Genomic DNA, 17,360 nt, shown 5'->3' on the forward strand with positions numbered 1-17,360 from the left:
GAGAATTGAATCACGACCGCGCACCAGATGGAAGGGTTTTTCCGCAGCCTGTTAAAGGAGCGTGTCATGATCTTCCGCCGCATCGGCCAGGCGGCGCGCAATTCCGGCGAAGGCGAGATCGGCGCCCGGTGCGCCGGCGAGCAGGCAGCCGACTGGCAGGCCCGCCGCCACCCTGCCCGACGGCATGGTCACGACCGGCCCGGCCAGCGCTGTCCACGGCGAGATATAGCTGGCGTCCCCGGTCCAGGCGAGGCCCTTCGGCGCCGGCTTCGGCGTGGCCGGCCACAGGAAGGCATCGGTCGCGGGGAAGGCGGCAAAGAATTCGGCGCGCATCGCATCCATCGAACGGCGCGCCGCGAAATAGGCCTCGTCGGTAATCTTCAGCCCGTCCCGGATGGTTTCCAGCAGCAGCGGGCCGATCATGCCCTGCGGTTCGTCCAGGAAGGCGCGGCGAATGCGCCCGATTTCGTATTCCATCGCCAGACGGTGCGCCCTGAACAGCGCCTCAAAGGAAACCGGCGACGCCGTCACCGCGACCGCATGCCCGGCGTCGCGCATCCGGTCGGCCGCATTGGCGGTGGCGCGGTGGATTTCCGTATCGGCAGCTTCGATGAACGGATCGGTCAGTACGGTGACGCTCAGCATCCGCTCCGTGTCTTCGGCCGCACCCGCGCCGCGCAATCCCGGCGGACAGACCGCCTCGAACACCGTGCAGGCGTCCTCCACCCGGCCGCCATAGAAGCCGACAGTGTCGTAGAGCGAGGACAGCAGCGCGATTCCCGCGCCCGGCATCGCCCGGGTCGTCGGCTTGAAGGCGCCAATCCCGCAATAGGCGGCCGGCCGGTTGACCGAGGCCATGGTCTGCGTCCCCAGCGCGACCGGCGCCATCCCGGACGCCACCGCCGCCGCCGAACCGCTGCTCGACCCGCCGGGCGTATGCGCCAGGTTATGCGGATTTCGCGCGGGGGACGGGTCGCGCAGAGCGAATTCGGTCGTATGCGTCTTGCCCAGAATGATGGCGCCGGCCGCCCGCAGCGCCGCGACGATTTCCGCATCGGCCGTCGCCGGCGCGGCATCGGCAAGGGAATTGCTGTTGCACCGCGTCGGTAGCCCGGCGACGTCGATGATATCCTTCACGCCCAGGGGTATGCCGTGCAGCGGCCCGCGGATGGTTCCCGCCTTTGCCTCCGCAGCTAGCGTTTCCGCAGTGACCAGCGCCGCTTCGCAATCGCGTTCGCGCCATGCCTCGACCGCGCCATTCACCGCCGCGATCCGGTCGACATAGCGCTGCACCAGATCGACCGGCGACAATGCGCCATCGCGAATGTCCCGCGCCAGTTCGGCGACCCGGCCGGGATCGGCGATGAAACACGCCTTTTTGTCGTCATTCATTAATCGCGCTCCCTATTTCCAGATCGGTTTCCCGCTGCCGGGCAACCCAAGGTCGCTCCACATCGCGTCCACCTTCTCGACCACCGCATCGGTCATGCGCAGTTCGGCGCCCCATTCGCGTTTGGTTTCCGGCGGCCACTTGTTGGTCGCGTCCAGTCCGATTTTCGATCCCAGGCCCGATTCCGGGCTGGCGAAGTCCAGGTAATCGATGGGGGTGTGCTCGACGATGGTGATGTCTCGCGCCGGGTCCATGCGGGTGGCGATCGCCCACATCACGTCCTTCCAGTCGCGCGCGTCGATGTCGTCATCCACGACAATGACCCATTTCGTGTAGCTGAACTGGCGCAGGTAGGACCACACGCCCATCATCACCCGCTTGGCGTGGCCGGGATAGGCCTTGCGCATCGACACCACCGCGATCCGGTACGAACAGCCTTCGGGCGGCAGCCAGAAATCGGCGATTTCGGGAAACTGCTGCTGCAGCAGCGGGATGAAGACCTCGTTCAGCGCCTCGCCCAGCACCGAGGGTTCGTCCGGCGGACGGCCCGTGAAGGTGGACAGGTAGATCGGATTGCGGCGCATGGTGATCGCCTTGATCCGGAATACCGGAAACTGTTCGACCGCGTTGTAATAGCCGGTATGGTCGCCATAGGGCCCTTCATCGCCGTATTCATCGAGCGACACTTCGCCTTCCAGCACGATTTCCGCTTCCGCCGGCACCTTCAGCGGGATGGTCAGGCAGTCGACCAGGTCCAGCTTCCGTCCGCGCAACAGCCCGGCGAACTGGTATTCGGACAGGGTATCCGGCACCGGGGTTACGGCGGCGAGGATCGTGCCCGGATCGGCGCCGATGACCACGGCGGCCGGCAGGGGCTCGGGCTTTTCCGCCTTCCAGCGCGCATGATGCTGCGCCCCGCCGCGATGCCGCAGCCAGCGCATCAGCGTCGTATCGCGACCGGTCACCTGCATGCGGTAGATGCCGAGGTTGAAGCTGTCCTCGCGCCGGCCATCCGGGTTCGGTCCCTGCGTCACCACCAGCGGCCAGGTGATCAGCGGCGCGGGTTCGCCGGGCCAGCAGGTCTGGATCGGCAGCCTGCCGAGGTCGATGTCGTCGCCCTGCCAGACGATTTCCTGGCAGGCGCCGGACCGGACCGTGCGCGGCTTCATCGACATCACGGTTTTCACCAGCGGCAGCATGCCCATCGCCTCGCGCCAGCCGCCCGGCGGTTCCGGCTGGCGCAGGAAAGCCAGCGTTTCGCCGATTTCACGCAGCTGACCCGGTTCGCGTTCCATGCCCCAGGCAACCCGCTCCACGGTGCCGAACAGGTTGACCAGCACCGGCATGTCGTAGCGCGTGCCGTCCCCGTTCACGACGTTCTCGAACAGCACCGCGGGGCCGCCCCCGGCCAGCAGCCGGGTCTGGATTTCAGTCATTTCCAGGTTCGGCGATACGGGCGCCGACACCCGCACCAGCCGGTTTTCCGCTTCCAGGCGGGCGATGAAATCGCGAAGGGATCCGTATGACATGGCGGTACAGTAGTCAACGCGAACCGAATGACAAGCGCCCGGATTCAGGTTATGGGATTGCCATGAACGACAATGAACGGATCGCGGCGCTGGCCCGCGCGCGGGACTACCCCTACCCGCTGCCGAACCGGTCCTATACCTGGCGCGGCGGCGCGGTGCACAGTTTCGATCCGGACCTGACCCGGGGCCGCACGCCCGTGCTCGCCGTCGGCTCGAACCAGGCGCCGGCGCAACTGACCCGCAAGTTCGGGCCCGACCCCGACGCGGTGATTCCCGTGCAGCGCTGCGCGCTGAGGGATTTCGACGTGGTCTATTCCGCGCATGTCGCCGGTTATGGTTCGGTTCCGGCGATGCTTCAATCGGCCCCCGGCGTCACGGTGACGCTGTTCGTGAACTGGCTTTCCGAAGACCAGCTTCCCGTCATGCACGCAACCGAACTGGGCGCGGAGAATTACCATTACGGGCGGCTGGACGATATCGACCTGACGCTGGAGGAAGGCGGCGGCGCCCTCGATTCGGTTCATGGCTATATCAGCCGGCGCGGCCATGTCTTCCACGCGGAAAACGCTGTCGCGCTGGCCAGGGTGCCGGCAACGGGTCGGCAATGGGTGGCGATGACAACGGCGGAAATGCTGGAGAAAGTGCATGCGCGCCTGGCGCCCGACCACGCGCTGGAGGAATTCATCCTGCGACTGATATCCGATACGCCCTATCGCCGCGCCTGCATTGAAGCGCTTTCAACCGACTCCGTCGCCTTCGGTCGGCACTACCATATTGTCGCGGGCTGAATGAACGCCAACGCCTCGCCGGGGCGCGGCATCCTGCTGTTTGTTGCGGCAATGGCGATTTTCGCCGTGCAGGACGGCATCACCAAGAACATCTCCAACCTGTATTCGCCGGCGCAGATCCTGATGGTCCGCTACGCGGTGTTTGTGCTTCTCGCGGCCCTGATCGCCACGCGAAAGGGGACGTTCAAGGCAAGCCTGCGCAGCAACCGGCCGGTGCTGCAGGTCGTTCGCTCGGTCGTCGTCATCACCGAATCCGCCTTCTTCGTGCTGGCGGTACAGACCATGCCGCTGGCCGATGCCCATGCGATCATCGCCTCGACGCCGCTGTTCGTCACCGCCATGGCGATGTTCTTCCTGCACGAACAGGTCGGCGTACGGCGCTGGACGGCAGTCATCGTCGGCTTCGGCGGTATCCTCATCATCCTGCGTCCGGGAGCGGGGGTTGTGGAGCCATCGGCGCTGTTCGCGCTGGCCACCGCCGTGGGCTACGCGCTGTATATCGTGCTGACACGGCTGGTCGGGCAGACCGACACGGCGGAAACGTCCACCCTGTATATGGGTTTCACCGGGTTTCTGATTGCGGCGCTATTCGCCCCGTTCTTCTGGACCACGCCGGATCTGGCCGGCTGGGGGCAGATGGCCGCCATTTCAGTAATGGCGGCGACGGCGCATATCTTCCTCATCATGGCGCTGCAGCGCGCGCAGGCCTCGGTACTCCAGCCGTTCAGCTACATGCTGCTGGTCTGGGCGACGGTAGTCGGCTTTGTCTTCTTCGGCGACCTGCCCGATACCTACACGATTATCGGCGCGGCCATTATCGTCGCCACCGGGCTGTATACGATCTATCGCGAACACACCCACAAGGCGAAAACCGTCCTTGTTCCGCCAGTCAAGTGAAACGGCTTACCCGGCAATCATACCCGCCAGCAGGATCAGCCCGAAATAGCGGTTGGACCTGAACTTGGACAGGCAGTCGGGGGGCGAATCGATATCGATCTTCGCGGCCTGCCAGGCAAGCTGCGCCGCGCCCAGCGCCAGCGCGGCAAAATACGGCCAGTCGAGCCCGGCGTCCCAGCCCGCTGCGCCTAGCAGCGCTATCGTCGCGGTATAGAAACACCACAGCCAGGGCCGCGTGTTGTCGCCGAATTTCAGCGCCGTGGATTTCAGACCGATCAGCGCATCGTCTTCCTTGTCCTGATGGGCGTAGATCGTGTCGTAGCCAAGCGTCCAGGCAATTCCAGCGGCATACATCAACAGCGGGGGCGTGGACAGGCTGCCCGCCACCGCCGTCCAGCCGACCAGCACCCCCCAGTTGAAGGCCAGGCCGAGGAATATCTGCGGCCAATAGGTCACGCGCTTCATCAGCGGGTAGATGAAAACCAGCACCAGCGAGGCCATGGAAAGCCACACCGTGTAACCGTTGAAGGTCAGCAGCACGGCGAGGCCGATCAGCGCCAGGAAGCCCATGAAGGCGACGGCCTGCCTGACGGAAATTTCGCCGGCGGGAATCGGGCGCAATGCGGTGCGCGCGACGCGGCCGTCGAAATCGCGGTCGGCGATATCGTTCCAGCAGCAGCCGGCCCCGCGCATTACCAGCGCCCCGATGGCGAACAGGATGAAGAAGACCGGATCGGGCCAGCGCCATCCGGGCTCCGCCGATGTCGCCAGCGCCACGCCCCACCAGCAGGGCAGCAGCAGCAGCCAGGTGCCGATCGGCCGGTCGATCCGCGCGAGGCGTATATAGGGCCGCATCGGCGGCGCGGCCATCCGGATAGTCCAGTGATCGCGGACAATGTCACTGGCGGAATTCGTGGAATCGGTCATGGCGGGTTTATAGCCGGGAAATGTTTCAGCGGACCAGCCCCAGCCGTTCGTGCCATTCCGCAATGGATTCGCCGGGATAGCCGTCGAAGCATTTGTCACCCTCGCGGATATCGGGGTCGACCCAGGGCGCCTTCGAATCCAGCATCAGATGCGTCGTTTCCGGCGGTACGGGAAGGTCGGAATCGACCGCGGAGGCGAAGGGATGCACCAGATCGGGCCAGCGCGGGTCCCAGACATAAAGCATCGACCCGCATTTGCCGCAGAAATGGCGCTCCAGCGGGCTTTTCCGGCCGCCGCCCTCATCGACCCGGTAGACGCGGATATGCCGCTTGCCGGTGACTTTCAGCGTCTCGTATCGCCCGCCGAGATTGATCGCATACCCGCCGCCGCCCGCCGCCTTGCGGCAGATCGAGCAGTAACAGCGGTTGAAGGGATAGGGATGGGGCGATTCGACGCTGAACCTTGCGGCGCCGCAATGGCATGATCCTTCGAGTAACATTTCGCGATTCTCCTATCGAAAAGGTTTCGCTCGGAGCATTTCCGGTATAAAGCGGGCGAGTGACCCAATGTTCCGGACCGAATGCGATTATACACCGAACATGACCTCGCGGTCGGGCAGGCCGTGCCGCTGACGGCGAATCAAGCGCATTACCTGCGTAATGTCATGCGGGCGCGGCCCGGCGACATTGTGGCGGCCTTTAACGGCCGGGACGGCGAATGGGAGACCCGGATTAACGCCCTGTCCAAAGGTAGCGGTACGCTGTCGCCGGATCGGCAGACGCACGAACAGCGGAGTGAACCCGGCCCGTGGCTGCTTTTCGCGCCGATCAAGCGCGGGCCGCTGGATTTCCTGGTACAGAAAGCGGTGGAGCTGGGCGCATCCGCCCTGTGGCCGGTGATGACCGATCGCACCAATGCCGGGCGCGTCAATATGGAACGGCTGGCCGCCAATATCGTCGAGGCTACGGAACAATGCGAGCGCCTGACACTTCCCGATTTACGCGCCCCTGAAAAGTACAGTACAGTACTGGACAATTGGCCGCGGGATCGCCAATTGCTGGTCTGCGTCGAACGTGGCGCTGTACCGGCAATGGGTTCCGTCCTGCAAAACCAGGCCGCAATCGACGCCTGGGCTATCCTGACGGGACCTGAGGGGGGATTCTCGCCATCCGAACTTGATCAGTTAACAAAGCTGCCATTTGTTTCGCCTGTCAGTCTGGGTCCCCGGATTCTCAGGGCGGAAACGGCCGCGCTCGCGGCTTTGGTGTGCTGGCAGACCGCCCTGGGAGACTGGAACCGTCCGTCGCCTCCCCGGACCCGATAAACTTCAGAAACGGAACGATACCGCATGTCCGCACCGTCATCATCGGCCAGCAACCTGATTGCCGGAAAGGCAGAACTGGTCGCCGACCTCGAATCCGGCAACAAGCCGCCCGAAGCCTGGCGCATTGGCACCGAGCACGAGAAATTCGTCTTCGACCTGAAGACGCTCCGCCCGCTGCCCTATGACGGCCGGCCCGGTATCGGCGCGCTGCTCAACGGTCTTGAACGCTACGGCTGGGATCCGGTCCGGGAAGGCGGCAATACCATCGCGCTGAAACGCAGCGACGGTTCCTCGATTTCGCTGGAGCCGGGCGGCCAGTTCGAACTGTCCGGCGCCCCGCTGGAAACCCTGCACCAGACCTGCGCCGAAGTCGGCGAGCACCTGACCCAGGTCAAGGCCGTCTGCGCCGAAATGGACGCGGGCGTGATGGGGATCGGCTTCAATCCGAAATGGCGGCGCGAGGATGTTTCCTGGATGCCCAAGGGCCGTTACAAGATCATGCGCGATTACATGCCGAAAAAAGGCAGTCTCGGTCACGACATGATGCTGCGCACCTGCACGGTACAGGTGAACCTGGACTACCGGTCCGAAGCCGACATGGTGAAAAAGATGCGTGTCGCCGTCGCGCTGCAGCCGGTGGCGACGGCGCTGTTCGCCGATTCACCCTTCACCGAAGGCAAGCCGAACGGGTTCCTGAGCTATCGCAGCCACATCTGGACCGACACGGACCCGGACCGATGCGGCATGCTGCCGTTCATTTTCGAGGATGGCTTCGGGTTCGAACGCTGGGTCGACTACATCCTCGACGTGCCGATGTATTTCATTTATCGCAACGGCAGGTACAACGATGTCAGCGGGCTGTCCTTCCGGGACTACATGGCCGGCAGACTGCCCGGGCACGAAGGCGAACTGCCGACCATGGGCGACTGGACCGACCATATGACAACGGCCTTCCCCGAAGTGCGGCTGAAGAAATTTATCGAAATGCGCGGCGCCGATGCGGGCCCGTGGCGCAACCTTTGCGCCCTGCCGGCGCTGTGGGTCGGGCTGCTGTACGACAATGCGGCGCTGGATGCGGCATGGGATCTGTGCAAGGACTGGACGGCGGAAGAGCGCGAAAAACTGCGCGGCGGCGTTCCGAGGATGGGTCTGAAAACGCCGTTCCGCGGCGGCACGTTGCAGGACATCGCCCTGCGGACCATCGAGATCGCGCGGCACGGGCTGACGGCGCGAAGTCAACTGAACGGTCGCGGCGACGACGAAAGCGGATTCCTGGACGTGATCGCTGAAATCGCCGAAAGCGGCGTGACCGAAGCGGAAATGGAACTCGCCCTGTATCACGGCGAATGGGGCGGCAATATCGACCGGCTGTTCGAGATGCGGGCATATTAGATCAGATCATGGATTGTTGGATTCGCCTCTGGCGATCCAGCAGCCATGTGAATCTGATCGATCTTCTTGCAGACGCTGTAGCGCGTGTCGGGACCGGCAAGTGTCAACACGCATGCTTTGACGCAATGGCGCGGAACGGTTACCGTTGGCGGCAGTAACTGGATATCAGTCCATCCCTGTCTCTAACCGGAGGAAATGCCGATTATGGCGGATAAGTATCATCTGATCAGCTCCTACACCTGACCGTGGGTACAGCGCGCCGTGATTGTTTTGCGTGCGAAAAAGGTCAAATTCGAAGTCACCTATATCAACCTGCAGCAACGCCCCGACTGGTTCATGGAAATCTCGCCGCGCGGCAAGGTTCCTGTCCTGAAGGTCAATGACGAGGTCCTGTTCGAATCGAACGCGATCGTCGAATACCTGGATGAGGTCGTGCCCCCTCGCCTCCATCCCGAAGACCCGATCAAGCGGGCGCGCAACCGGGCCTGGACGGATTACCTGCCGGATTTCACGCCGGCGCTGAGCGCCGTCTACTACACGAAATCGCGCAAGGTCACGGCGGAAGCCGTCAAGGCAGCCCCCGAGGCCCTCGCCAAGCTGGAAGTCGCCCTGAAGGAGCGCGGCAACAAGGGGCCCTATTTCAACGGCAAGAAGATATGTCTGGTCGATGCGGGCTATGCGCCGTTCTTCCAGCGATTCATGTATGTCGATACCAAACTGAAGACCGGACTGCTGGAACAGTTCCCGCTGGTCAAGGCCTGGGCCGATGCCCTGATGGCCAGCAGCGTCGTCAAGGGCTCCGTGGTCGATACCTTCTACGAGGAGTTCGAGAAGAACCTCAAGCGCCGGGGCTTCTGGGTTGCCGAACTGTTCGAGAAAAAGGCGGCGGCGGCGGAGTAGCCGACCGTTCCACGATCTGATCTAGGCATTTGCCGCATTAAATATGCATGACTGTCCCCTGTTTGGGGGACTGGCTCCCGGGTCCGCGCGCGCTATCAAACGATCATCGGACCACGAACAAACCGGAGCCATGCCGCATGACCCCCGCATCTACCGCCCTTTACGCCGCTGTATCGCATGACTTTCGTGACATGGGGGGCAGTCAGGCGTCCGATATCGGGAAAACGGTCAGATCGACCGATATCACCGCCGTCGACAGCCGCATTTCCCCGCCGGACCGCGCCAGCCGCAACGGGCACAAGGGTGGCGTGCTGTGGCTGACGGGCCTTCCGGGTTCCGGTAAATCCACGCTGGCCGTCGAACTGGAGCGGCGGCTCTTCAAGGCCGGATACAATGCCTATATGCTGGACGGCGACAATATCCGCTACGGCCTGTCATCGGATCTGGGCTTTTCACCGGAAGACCGGGCCGAAAACATCCGCCGGGTCGGCGAAGTCGCGGCCCTGTTCGCCAATGCGGGTTTCATCGTGATCACCGCCTTTATCTCTCCCTACAAGGAAGACCGCGACCAGGCGCGCAGGGCCGCCGGCGACAATTTCCATGAGATTTTCGTCAAGGCGGACCTGTCCGTCTGCGAATCGCGCGATCCCAAGGGGCTCTACGGCAAGGCGCGACGGGGCGAAATACCGGATTTCACCGGCATTTCGGCGCCATACGAAGAACCCGGGAATCCGGATTTCACCATCGACACCGCCGCCGCCGATATCGATGCGTCGGCGACGAGCCTGACGGAATTCGTCGCCGCGAAATTCACCCAGTGGATGACCTGACCGTCCGGAAAACCGTCTATTTCGGCCGGAACGCCGCGATGTCCTGTTCGGTTTTCTTTCGCGCATCGCTATCCAGTTGACTGCGAACCTTGTCCAGCAACTGGCCGGCCTGTTTCTGCCCCTGGGCGACGGCGAGCGACAGCCAGTAATACGAACGCGCCGGATCCTTCTTCACCCCCTCGCCGAGCAGATGCATCCGACCCAGCAGGAACTGCGCATCCCCATGCCCCTGCTTCGCGGCAACGAGGAAATGTTCCGCAGCTTTTTCCAGGTCCTTTTCGATTCCCTGCCCACGGTAGTAAAGGCGGCCGAGATCGTATTCCGCCGCCCCTAATCCGGCGGCGGCGGTTTCGGCAAACATCATGGCCGCCTTCGCATGATCCTGGCGCACCCCGGCGCCGAAATAATACATATAGGCAAGGTTCCGCTTCGCCTTCAGATTACCGCTTTCCGCCGCCTGACTGTAAAGATCGAACGCCGTATTGAGGTTCGCCCTCACGCCCAACCCGTCCTGATACAGCCCGCCGAGATTCCGCTGCGCCTTGTCGTTGCCCTGTTTGGCCGACCGGGCATACCACTCCACCGCGTCGGAAAAACTCTGCCGGACGACCTTGCCTTCCTCGTAATAGATGCCCACGACACGCTGTGCCTCGGCGTGCCCCTGTTCGGCCGCCTTGCGAAAAAGGTCCAGCGCCGTTTCCGGATCGGATTCCACACCGCTGCCACCGTCATACATGAGGCCGAGCCGGTATTGCGCTTCAACGTCGCCAGCCTCGGCGAGGGGCTGAAGTTCCGCCAGGGCCGTCGCAAAGTCGTCGCCCTCCAGCGCCTTGAGCGCCGACGCCAGGTCGGCATGGGCAGTCGTGACGGAGAAAAGGAACAGGAAAGCTGCAGAAAGTAAGCGTGGCATTGAAACCCTCGCAATAAGGCCGGCACTTTGATAACGCGATACGAGTATGCCGTACGCCAGGGTCCGGGCTCAACCGCATTCAATATCCTAAGGACGGTATGGCTAATGAACGGTTAAAGCTTTGCCATGGCGTCCGGAGGTCGCCCGCGCTATATCGGATTAAACCGGGGGAGAAACACCATGTTACTGGACTGGACGGAAATCGATCAGCTCGTCACCAACGCGCTGAAAGAGGATATCGGGCGCGGCGACCTGACGACGGCCGTTGCCGTCCCCGCCGATACGCGTGGCACCTTTACGCTGCGGGCGCGCCACCCGCTGGTCGTCGCCGGCATCGACATCGCCGCCCTTACCTTCCGAAAGCTGGCGCCGGATTGCGAAATCGAAATCTTTGCACGGGACGGCGCGCATGCGGAAACCGATGCGGCCATCGCGAAGGTCAGCGGCCCCGCCCCGGGCCTGCTGACGGCGGAACGCACGGCCCTGAACCTGTTACAGCTTCTGAGCGCCATCGCCACCCATGCCCGCGACTTCGTGCGCGAGGTCGAACACACAAAGGCGGTGATCGTCGACACCCGCAAGACCATTCCCGGATACCGCAACCTGTCGAAATACGCGGCGCAACTCGGCGGATTGCGGAATCACCGCATCCGCCTGGATGACGGCGTGCTGATCAAGGACAACCATATCGGCATGGCCGGCAGCGTCGCCAAAGCCCTGGACGGCGCCCGCCGCGGCGTGCCGCTGCTGACCAAGATCGAAGTCGAATGCGATACGCTGGATCAGGCGCGCGAAGCCATCGACGCCGGCGCCGACATGCTGCTGCTCGACAATATGAGCCTGGATCAGCTCCGCGAAGCCGTCGCCATGGCGGATGGCCGCGTCCCGCTGGAGGCATCCGGCGGCGTCACGCTTGCAAATGTCCGCGCCATCGCGGAAACCGGCGTCGATTTCATTTCCTCCGGCCGGATCACCCAGTCGCCGCCCGCCGTCGATATCGGGCTGGACGTTATCCTGGAAAGCCGGATGTGAGCCGCCGCCAGGCTGGCGCCATCCGCCCCGACCGGCCTTACCGTTCGCCGCGCAGGGTGCGGCGGGCGATGGCCATGCGGTGCACCTCGCTCGGCCCTTCATACATCCGCATCAGCCGCATCTTCTGCGCCATCAGCTGCAGCGGCAGTTCCTTGGTCATGCCCATCGCGCCAAAGGCCTGCATGGCGTGGTCGATCACTTCGGTCGCCATTTCGGTGGCGAAGACCTTGATCATCGAGGCTTCGGTGCGCAGCTGTTCGCCGGCATCGAGCTTCACCGCCGCGTCATAGACCATCAGCCGGCAGGCATGGATTTTCGTCGCCGCGTCGGCGATCCACCATTGCACCGCCTGGCGGTCGGCGAGCAGCGTGCCGAAGGTCACGCGCTGCGAGGCATGCTCGCACATCATGTCCAGCGCGCGGCGCGCCATGCCGACGCCCCAGGCGCCCATCTGCAGCCGCCGCACGGTCAGCCGCAGCTGCATCGGCGCGAAACCGTAACCCATCTTTCCCAGCACCTGGCTATTCGGAATCCGGCAGTCGTCGAAGACCAGTTCATAGGTGATATGCCCGGCGAGCATGGGGATCGCGCGTTCGATAATCATGCCGGGCGTGTCCTTTTCGACGACGAAGGCGGTGATGCCGCCGCGCGCGCCCTTGCCCTTCTCGGTCACCGCCATGACGATGATGAAATCGGCGCGCGCCGCCCGGCTGATCCAGATCTTGCGACCGTTGATCACCCAGTCGTCGCCATCCCGTACCGCCGTGGTCGCCATCGCCTGCGGGTCGCCGCCGGCGCCGGGCTCGGAAATCGCGATGGCCGAATGCGCCGCGCCCTTGGCATAGGGGTCGAGATACAGTTTGCGCTGCCGCTCGTCGCAGGTCGCCATCAGCATGTGCAGGTTCGGCGAATCGGGCGGAAAATCGAACGGCACGATGGTGCGCGCCATTTCCTCGTTCACGCCCACCATGGCAACCGCCGGCAGGTCCGCGCCGCCGAATTCCTCGGGCACGTCAAGGCCCCATAATCCGAGTTCGCGGCATTTTTCCAGCAGCGGGGCTTCCTCCTCCGCCGTCAGGCGGCATTCCTCGCCCCTGATTTCACGCGCGAGAACACTGGATTCCAGCGGCATCAGCGCGTCATCGACGAATCGGGCCACCAGATCCTTGAGCATCTGGTGCTCTTCGGGAAGCGTGAAATCCATTCGGTCTGTCTCCTGCACCGGTAATTCTGAACCGGTGCAGTGTCGCCGCCGCGCGACCTTTGTCAACGTGCGGCGAATTTCGCCGCCGCTAAAAACGGGGGGCGTCGCATTAACGGTTTATTCTCGATCGTGATGGAAAAAGGATGCGCCGGGTCCCGTTCGGCGCGGCAAATGTCCTGCGGAAGGAGGACAATAGTTCTGGCGAAACGGCATCAATGGGATTAATTTGCCACGCTTTCGGCAAGGCCCGCCAATTCATTGGTGGAATTGGGAAAATTCCGCTCGCCTGCTGGTTTTAATCGTGCGCTTCTGGGGAAACACCGTTGTCTGTTGGATCTGATGTATCACGCGCGCTTCGGTGGTCATTGCTCGGCAGGGTAATTTCACAGGCAGTGACATGGGGCACGACGCTCATCGTCATCCGGATCCTGACGCCGGAAGATTACGGACTGATTGCCCTTTCCGCCGCCTTTATCAGCTTTTTTACGCTCGTCAGCGAGAGCGGCCTGGGGCCCGCCCTGATTCAGGCGAAAACGCTGACAGACGACAAGATCCGGGAAATCCACGGTCTGGTCGTGATTTGCTGTGTCGCCATCATCGGTATCCTTCTGCTTCTCGCGCCGGCCATTTCGTCGGTTTTTTCCGAGCCCCGGCTGCAACTCATCCTGTCCGTTCTCGCCGTGGTATTCGTACTTGAGGCATTCCTGATCGTGCCGCGGAACCTGCTGATCCGGGATATGCGGTTCAAGCGCCTCGCAATTGTCGAGATGGTTGCGCAAATGTCGGCGGGGCTCGGGTCGCTGCTTTTTGCGCTGAACGGTTTCGGCGTCTGGTCGCTGGTCTTCGGAAATATCATCGCCGTCACGTGCCGCGTGATCGGCGTGAACCTCGCGTCACGGTACAGGGGGTTGCCGCGGTTCCGCCTGCGCAATGTGCGAACGGAGATTCGCTTCGGCGGCGGCATTCTGGTCCTGCGTCTTCTGGCATGGCTTTTCGGCCATATGGACGTCTTCATCATCGGCAAACTTTTTTCCACCGCGACACTCGGGGCCTATTCCGTCGCCTTCAATCTCGCCTCCATGCCGCAGCAGAAGCTGAGCCAGATCATGAACCAGGTTTCCCTTTCGGGATTCTCCAAGGTTCAGGACGACCGGGAGAAGCTTCTGAAATACCTGCGGACCGCGATATCGTACCTGCTAATTCTCGTTGTGCCGGTCTTTTTCGGCATCTCCGCGATCGCGCCGGAAATCGTCCATCTGATACTGGGCGACAAATGGTCCGCAGCCCTGTTTCCGCTGACCATCCTGCCGATCATGCTGCCCTTGCGCATGGCGACGGGCCCCATTTTCGAATCCATCAACGCCACCGGAAGGCCGTTCCTCACATGCCGGCTGATCCTGAACAACATTGTCGTACTGGCGGTCGCGCTGATGGTGGGGTCGAACTGGGGCATTGACGGTGTTTGTGTAAGCTGGCTCGTCGCGACGCCAATTTCCCTGGTCATGAATCTTTTGCTGGTCCGTCCGGTAATCGGATTCGGCCTGCCGGACCTGCTGGCTGTCTTGTGGCGTCCGCTGCTTGCGGCAATCGCCATGTATGCGGCGGTCGTGGCGGCGCGCAGCTATTTTCCCGTGCCATTGGGTGATTTAGCCGCATGTGCGATGCTGGTCCTGACGGGTGCGGCCGTTTACAGCATCCTGATCCTGTTGCTCGCGAGGCAGAAATGCATGGAGCTGTTTCAGTTCGTGCGCGGATAGTACATAGACGTTCCCCGCATAGTTTAATCATGGTGCGAAGAACTAGTGCATTCGCATCATGGTTAAAACCCCCACAGCCTATGTACGCAATGCAATAAATTCGGTATGAACCATATTCGTTATTTCCATCACTTTCGCGACGAGACATAGGAATCAGGTACATAATAGACTTCGCTTGGTATCTTTTTTATTCGGTTGAATTTAAAGACTACTATTAAGTTTGTTGCATCAATTAAATTAAAACAATTATAAGTAAGTTATAGTATTTGGAAACTTCACTAGAAAAAATATTGAATTAGTTTTGCATTATAATTAGTATAATGCTCTAAGTTGTCTTTATGACAAATTACATCGAATGAGATGACAAATGGATTTTAAAGGTTCTTGGCGGCCGCTTGAGCGTGGCGAATCAGCGTTTGGCGTGATATTCTCTAATTTTGATCTGCAGTATGACAGTTGCGCGACAGTACTAGAAAATGGAAGATACAAAATTGTTTATGAGGGAGTAATATGGGATTTTTCTGATGGGGAAATACTGAGTGATCCGAGCATTCTTGACAGGGCGTTTGGTTACTACACTTATGTGCTATTTGATAAAGGTAAAAATGAAATTTTGATCGGGACAGACCGTTTTGGTTTCTGTGCACTTTATTATGCACAAGAGAATGGTAGTTTTTTATTCTCCTCTTCGCTAAATTTACTCAAGAATTGTTTGAAGTCCATCACGCCAAATTTTGACGCTTGGGATGAACTTTTAACTCTCGGAGATATTCTTGGAACGAAGACGGTCGTCACTCAAATTTCTCGTGCGCGATGGGGGCAAAAATTCTTATTAACATTTAACACTGTCAAAACAATTGATATATGGTCGCCCGAAACACCGTTATTTCTTGATAAGAAACAGTATATTAAGGAAAATAACAATTTATTGATTGAATCGATGAATGTTACTAAAAACCACCAGAAGCAAAAAATTATTTTCTTGTCAGGTGGTCACGATTCTCGCCGGATTGCAGTCGCTGCAAATAGTATAGATATGTCGGTAACATACGCAACTCAAGTAGCTCTGAACAATAGCGGGATGGATGAGGATACGTTAATCGCAGAGGAAGTAGCACATCGTCTCGGGCAGGAAATTTTCACTAACCCGTTACCGAACAGTGAAAGAATTTTGAAAGATACCGAATTAAAAGATGATTTAATCTCCTATGAATCTCAATATCATGGATGGGTTATGCATCTGTTGCGCAATATTCCTGAGGGAGCTATGATCTACGATGGGATCGTTGGTGATGTAACAATAAATGGACATTTCTTTGTTCATAACCCAAGTGCGATTTCTAATTACTCAAATACTGACTTTTTAGCACAGCTAATTTGCGGTGGGAAAAAAAGTTTCCTCGACTCTCGCCTTGTTACCTCGCCATTATTTGAACGAGTCCGTGCGGAACTTGCGCTTTATCCTAATTCACCTCACCGAATGACTTATTTTTTTCTTTTCAATCATACCCGGAGAAATATAGGAAGTTGGTTCTTGCTTTTTAAGAAATTTGGTCATGTACCCTGTATGCCATATATATATTACCCCTTATTAATTCAATCCCTTTCACTCGACCCTAAATACTACCTCGAAAATTGGATGCAGATGGAATGTCTAAAACATATGAATTCTGAAGTGGCGGCTATTCCATCGACTCGAGGAATAGTACCGGATGGATATGTTCGGGATTTTCGTTCAAAAAAGCGGGCCGATATGGAGTTAATGATAAAAAATATTCGAATGCGGAAAGATGCAAAGGAAGTTTTCGTTACCTTAAAACGTCAAATCATGTTTTATGATTTTTTCACTAAACTGGGGGTCCGGAAACATACCCATTCGTCAATATGGGCACCATTTCTTGTTTCTCGTTTCAGTAAATATTTGGATTGGATGGATAGTTAACCTGAGGTGGTCTCGGAAAATCGGACAGGTTGTACAGAGACAGTAATCGGCTGACAGTCACCGCTCCGGGGTCAAGAAGGTTAAGAGGACACCCCAGTCAGCGAACTTGTATCGTTTGCAACGCACTCACGTCAGTTCCTCGCTAAAAAATCGCCACCCGCAATCCGCCGTAGCCCGTTCACCGGCCGGTGATACACGTAGATCCACGCCGACAGGAAACCGCCATCCGGGCGGCGCACCGCGTGGCGTTCCCTGACAAATTCGGTCGGGACCGGAAATCCGGGGCCGCAGTTCTCGAAACGGTCCAGCGGCGGCAGGGTCAGGCGCGGCGCGCGCAGCCGGTACACGTCGCCCCGTACGCCGTCCGTGGCGTTGTCCGAGGCCACGGCGCCGGGATACCAGCCGATCCGGTACAACCGGCCCTGCCAGACCGCCGGGCCCAGCGGCGTCGCGTGGCGCGCGAGTATCCGGTGAATCGGATGCCCGGCGCCCCGGCGCAGCGATCCGTATACAAACAGGTGTTCAGCCATCGTTGCGG

16 protein-coding genes are annotated in these 17,360 nt (G+C 60.2%); 9 read left to right on the top strand and 7 right to left on the bottom strand.

Annotated features, from left to right (window positions below):
* Nucleotides 1-51: 51 nt before the first annotated feature.
* Nucleotides 52-1,392, bottom strand: a complete 1,341-nt coding sequence (locus WD767_13515) for an amidase (protein ID MEX2617109.1) — start codon at nucleotides 1,390-1,392, stop codon at nucleotides 52-54.
* Nucleotides 1,393-1,404: 12 nt separating this feature from the next.
* Complete coding sequence (locus WD767_13520) at nucleotides 1,405-2,919, bottom strand: UbiD family decarboxylase (GenBank protein MEX2617110.1); 1,515 nt, start codon at nucleotides 2,917-2,919, stop codon at nucleotides 1,405-1,407.
* Between the two features lie 62 nt (nucleotides 2,920-2,981).
* Between WD767_13520 and WD767_13525 the strand changes: the two genes are divergently transcribed.
* Entirely contained in the window at nucleotides 2,982-3,707 is a 726-nt protein-coding gene (locus tag WD767_13525) for a hypothetical protein (GenBank protein ID MEX2617111.1), read from the top strand.
* The gene (locus WD767_13530; protein ID MEX2617112.1) at nucleotides 3,708-4,604 is read left to right on the top strand and encodes a DMT family transporter; all 897 of its coding nucleotides are present in this window, start codon (nucleotides 3,708-3,710) and stop codon (nucleotides 4,602-4,604) included.
* Nucleotides 4,605-4,610: 6 nt separating this feature from the next.
* Here the strand turns inward: WD767_13530 and ubiA are convergent, their stop codons facing one another.
* A complete protein-coding gene (ubiA, locus tag WD767_13535) occupies nucleotides 4,611-5,531 on the bottom strand; it encodes a 4-hydroxybenzoate octaprenyltransferase (GenBank protein MEX2617113.1) in 921 nt (306 codons plus the stop codon).
* Between the two features lie 25 nt (nucleotides 5,532-5,556).
* Nucleotides 5,557-6,030: a GFA family protein gene (locus WD767_13540; GenBank protein MEX2617114.1), complete on the bottom strand. Its 474-nt coding sequence runs from the start codon at nucleotides 6,028-6,030 to the stop codon at nucleotides 5,557-5,559.
* Between the two features lie 81 nt (nucleotides 6,031-6,111).
* Between WD767_13540 and WD767_13545 the strand changes: the two genes are divergently transcribed.
* From WD767_13545 to cysC, 4 genes are all read left to right on the top strand, one after another.
* The gene (locus WD767_13545) at nucleotides 6,112-6,855 is read left to right on the top strand and encodes a 16S rRNA (uracil(1498)-N(3))-methyltransferase (protein ID MEX2617115.1); all 744 of its coding nucleotides are present in this window, start codon (nucleotides 6,112-6,114) and stop codon (nucleotides 6,853-6,855) included.
* A gap of 24 nt (nucleotides 6,856-6,879) precedes the next feature.
* Complete coding sequence (locus WD767_13550; GenBank protein ID MEX2617116.1) at nucleotides 6,880-8,247, top strand: glutamate--cysteine ligase; 1,368 nt, start codon at nucleotides 6,880-6,882, stop codon at nucleotides 8,245-8,247.
* Nucleotides 8,248-8,451: 204 nt separating this feature from the next.
* Nucleotides 8,452-9,147 (top strand): glutathione S-transferase family protein, encoded by a 696-nt coding sequence (locus WD767_13555; protein ID MEX2617117.1) that lies wholly within the window; start codon nucleotides 8,452-8,454, stop codon nucleotides 9,145-9,147.
* A 137-nt stretch (nucleotides 9,148-9,284) separates the two neighbouring features.
* Nucleotides 9,285-9,977, top strand: a complete 693-nt coding sequence (cysC, locus tag WD767_13560; GenBank protein ID MEX2617118.1) for an adenylyl-sulfate kinase — start codon at nucleotides 9,285-9,287, stop codon at nucleotides 9,975-9,977.
* Nucleotides 9,978-9,993: 16 nt separating this feature from the next.
* Here the strand turns inward: cysC and WD767_13565 are convergent, their stop codons facing one another.
* A complete protein-coding gene (locus WD767_13565; GenBank protein MEX2617119.1) occupies nucleotides 9,994-10,887 on the bottom strand; it encodes a tetratricopeptide repeat protein in 894 nt (297 codons plus the stop codon).
* A 180-nt stretch (nucleotides 10,888-11,067) separates the two neighbouring features.
* Between WD767_13565 and nadC the strand changes: the two genes are divergently transcribed.
* Complete coding sequence (nadC, locus tag WD767_13570) at nucleotides 11,068-11,919, top strand: carboxylating nicotinate-nucleotide diphosphorylase (protein ID MEX2617120.1); 852 nt, start codon at nucleotides 11,068-11,070, stop codon at nucleotides 11,917-11,919.
* A 37-nt stretch (nucleotides 11,920-11,956) separates the two neighbouring features.
* Here the strand turns inward: nadC and WD767_13575 are convergent, their stop codons facing one another.
* A complete protein-coding gene (locus WD767_13575; GenBank protein ID MEX2617121.1) occupies nucleotides 11,957-13,123 on the bottom strand; it encodes an acyl-CoA dehydrogenase family protein in 1,167 nt (388 codons plus the stop codon).
* Between the two features lie 365 nt (nucleotides 13,124-13,488).
* On the opposite strand from WD767_13575, the gene WD767_13580 reads away from it, so the two are divergent.
* Nucleotides 13,489-14,880, top strand: coding sequence for a lipopolysaccharide biosynthesis protein (locus WD767_13580; protein MEX2617122.1), 1,392 nt, complete (start codon nucleotides 13,489-13,491; stop codon nucleotides 14,878-14,880).
* A gap of 367 nt (nucleotides 14,881-15,247) precedes the next feature.
* Nucleotides 15,248-16,822 (top strand): hypothetical protein, encoded by a 1,575-nt coding sequence (locus tag WD767_13585; GenBank protein ID MEX2617123.1) that lies wholly within the window; start codon nucleotides 15,248-15,250, stop codon nucleotides 16,820-16,822.
* A gap of 131 nt (nucleotides 16,823-16,953) precedes the next feature.
* On the opposite strand, the gene WD767_13590 is transcribed toward WD767_13585, so the two are convergent.
* Nucleotides 16,954-17,352, bottom strand: a complete 399-nt coding sequence (locus tag WD767_13590) for a gamma-glutamylcyclotransferase family protein (GenBank protein ID MEX2617124.1) — start codon at nucleotides 17,350-17,352, stop codon at nucleotides 16,954-16,956.
* Nucleotides 17,353-17,360: the final 8 nt, after the last annotated feature.

Source organism: Alphaproteobacteria bacterium (genome assembly GCA_040905865.1).
Lineage (GTDB): Bacteria > Pseudomonadota > Alphaproteobacteria > UBA8366.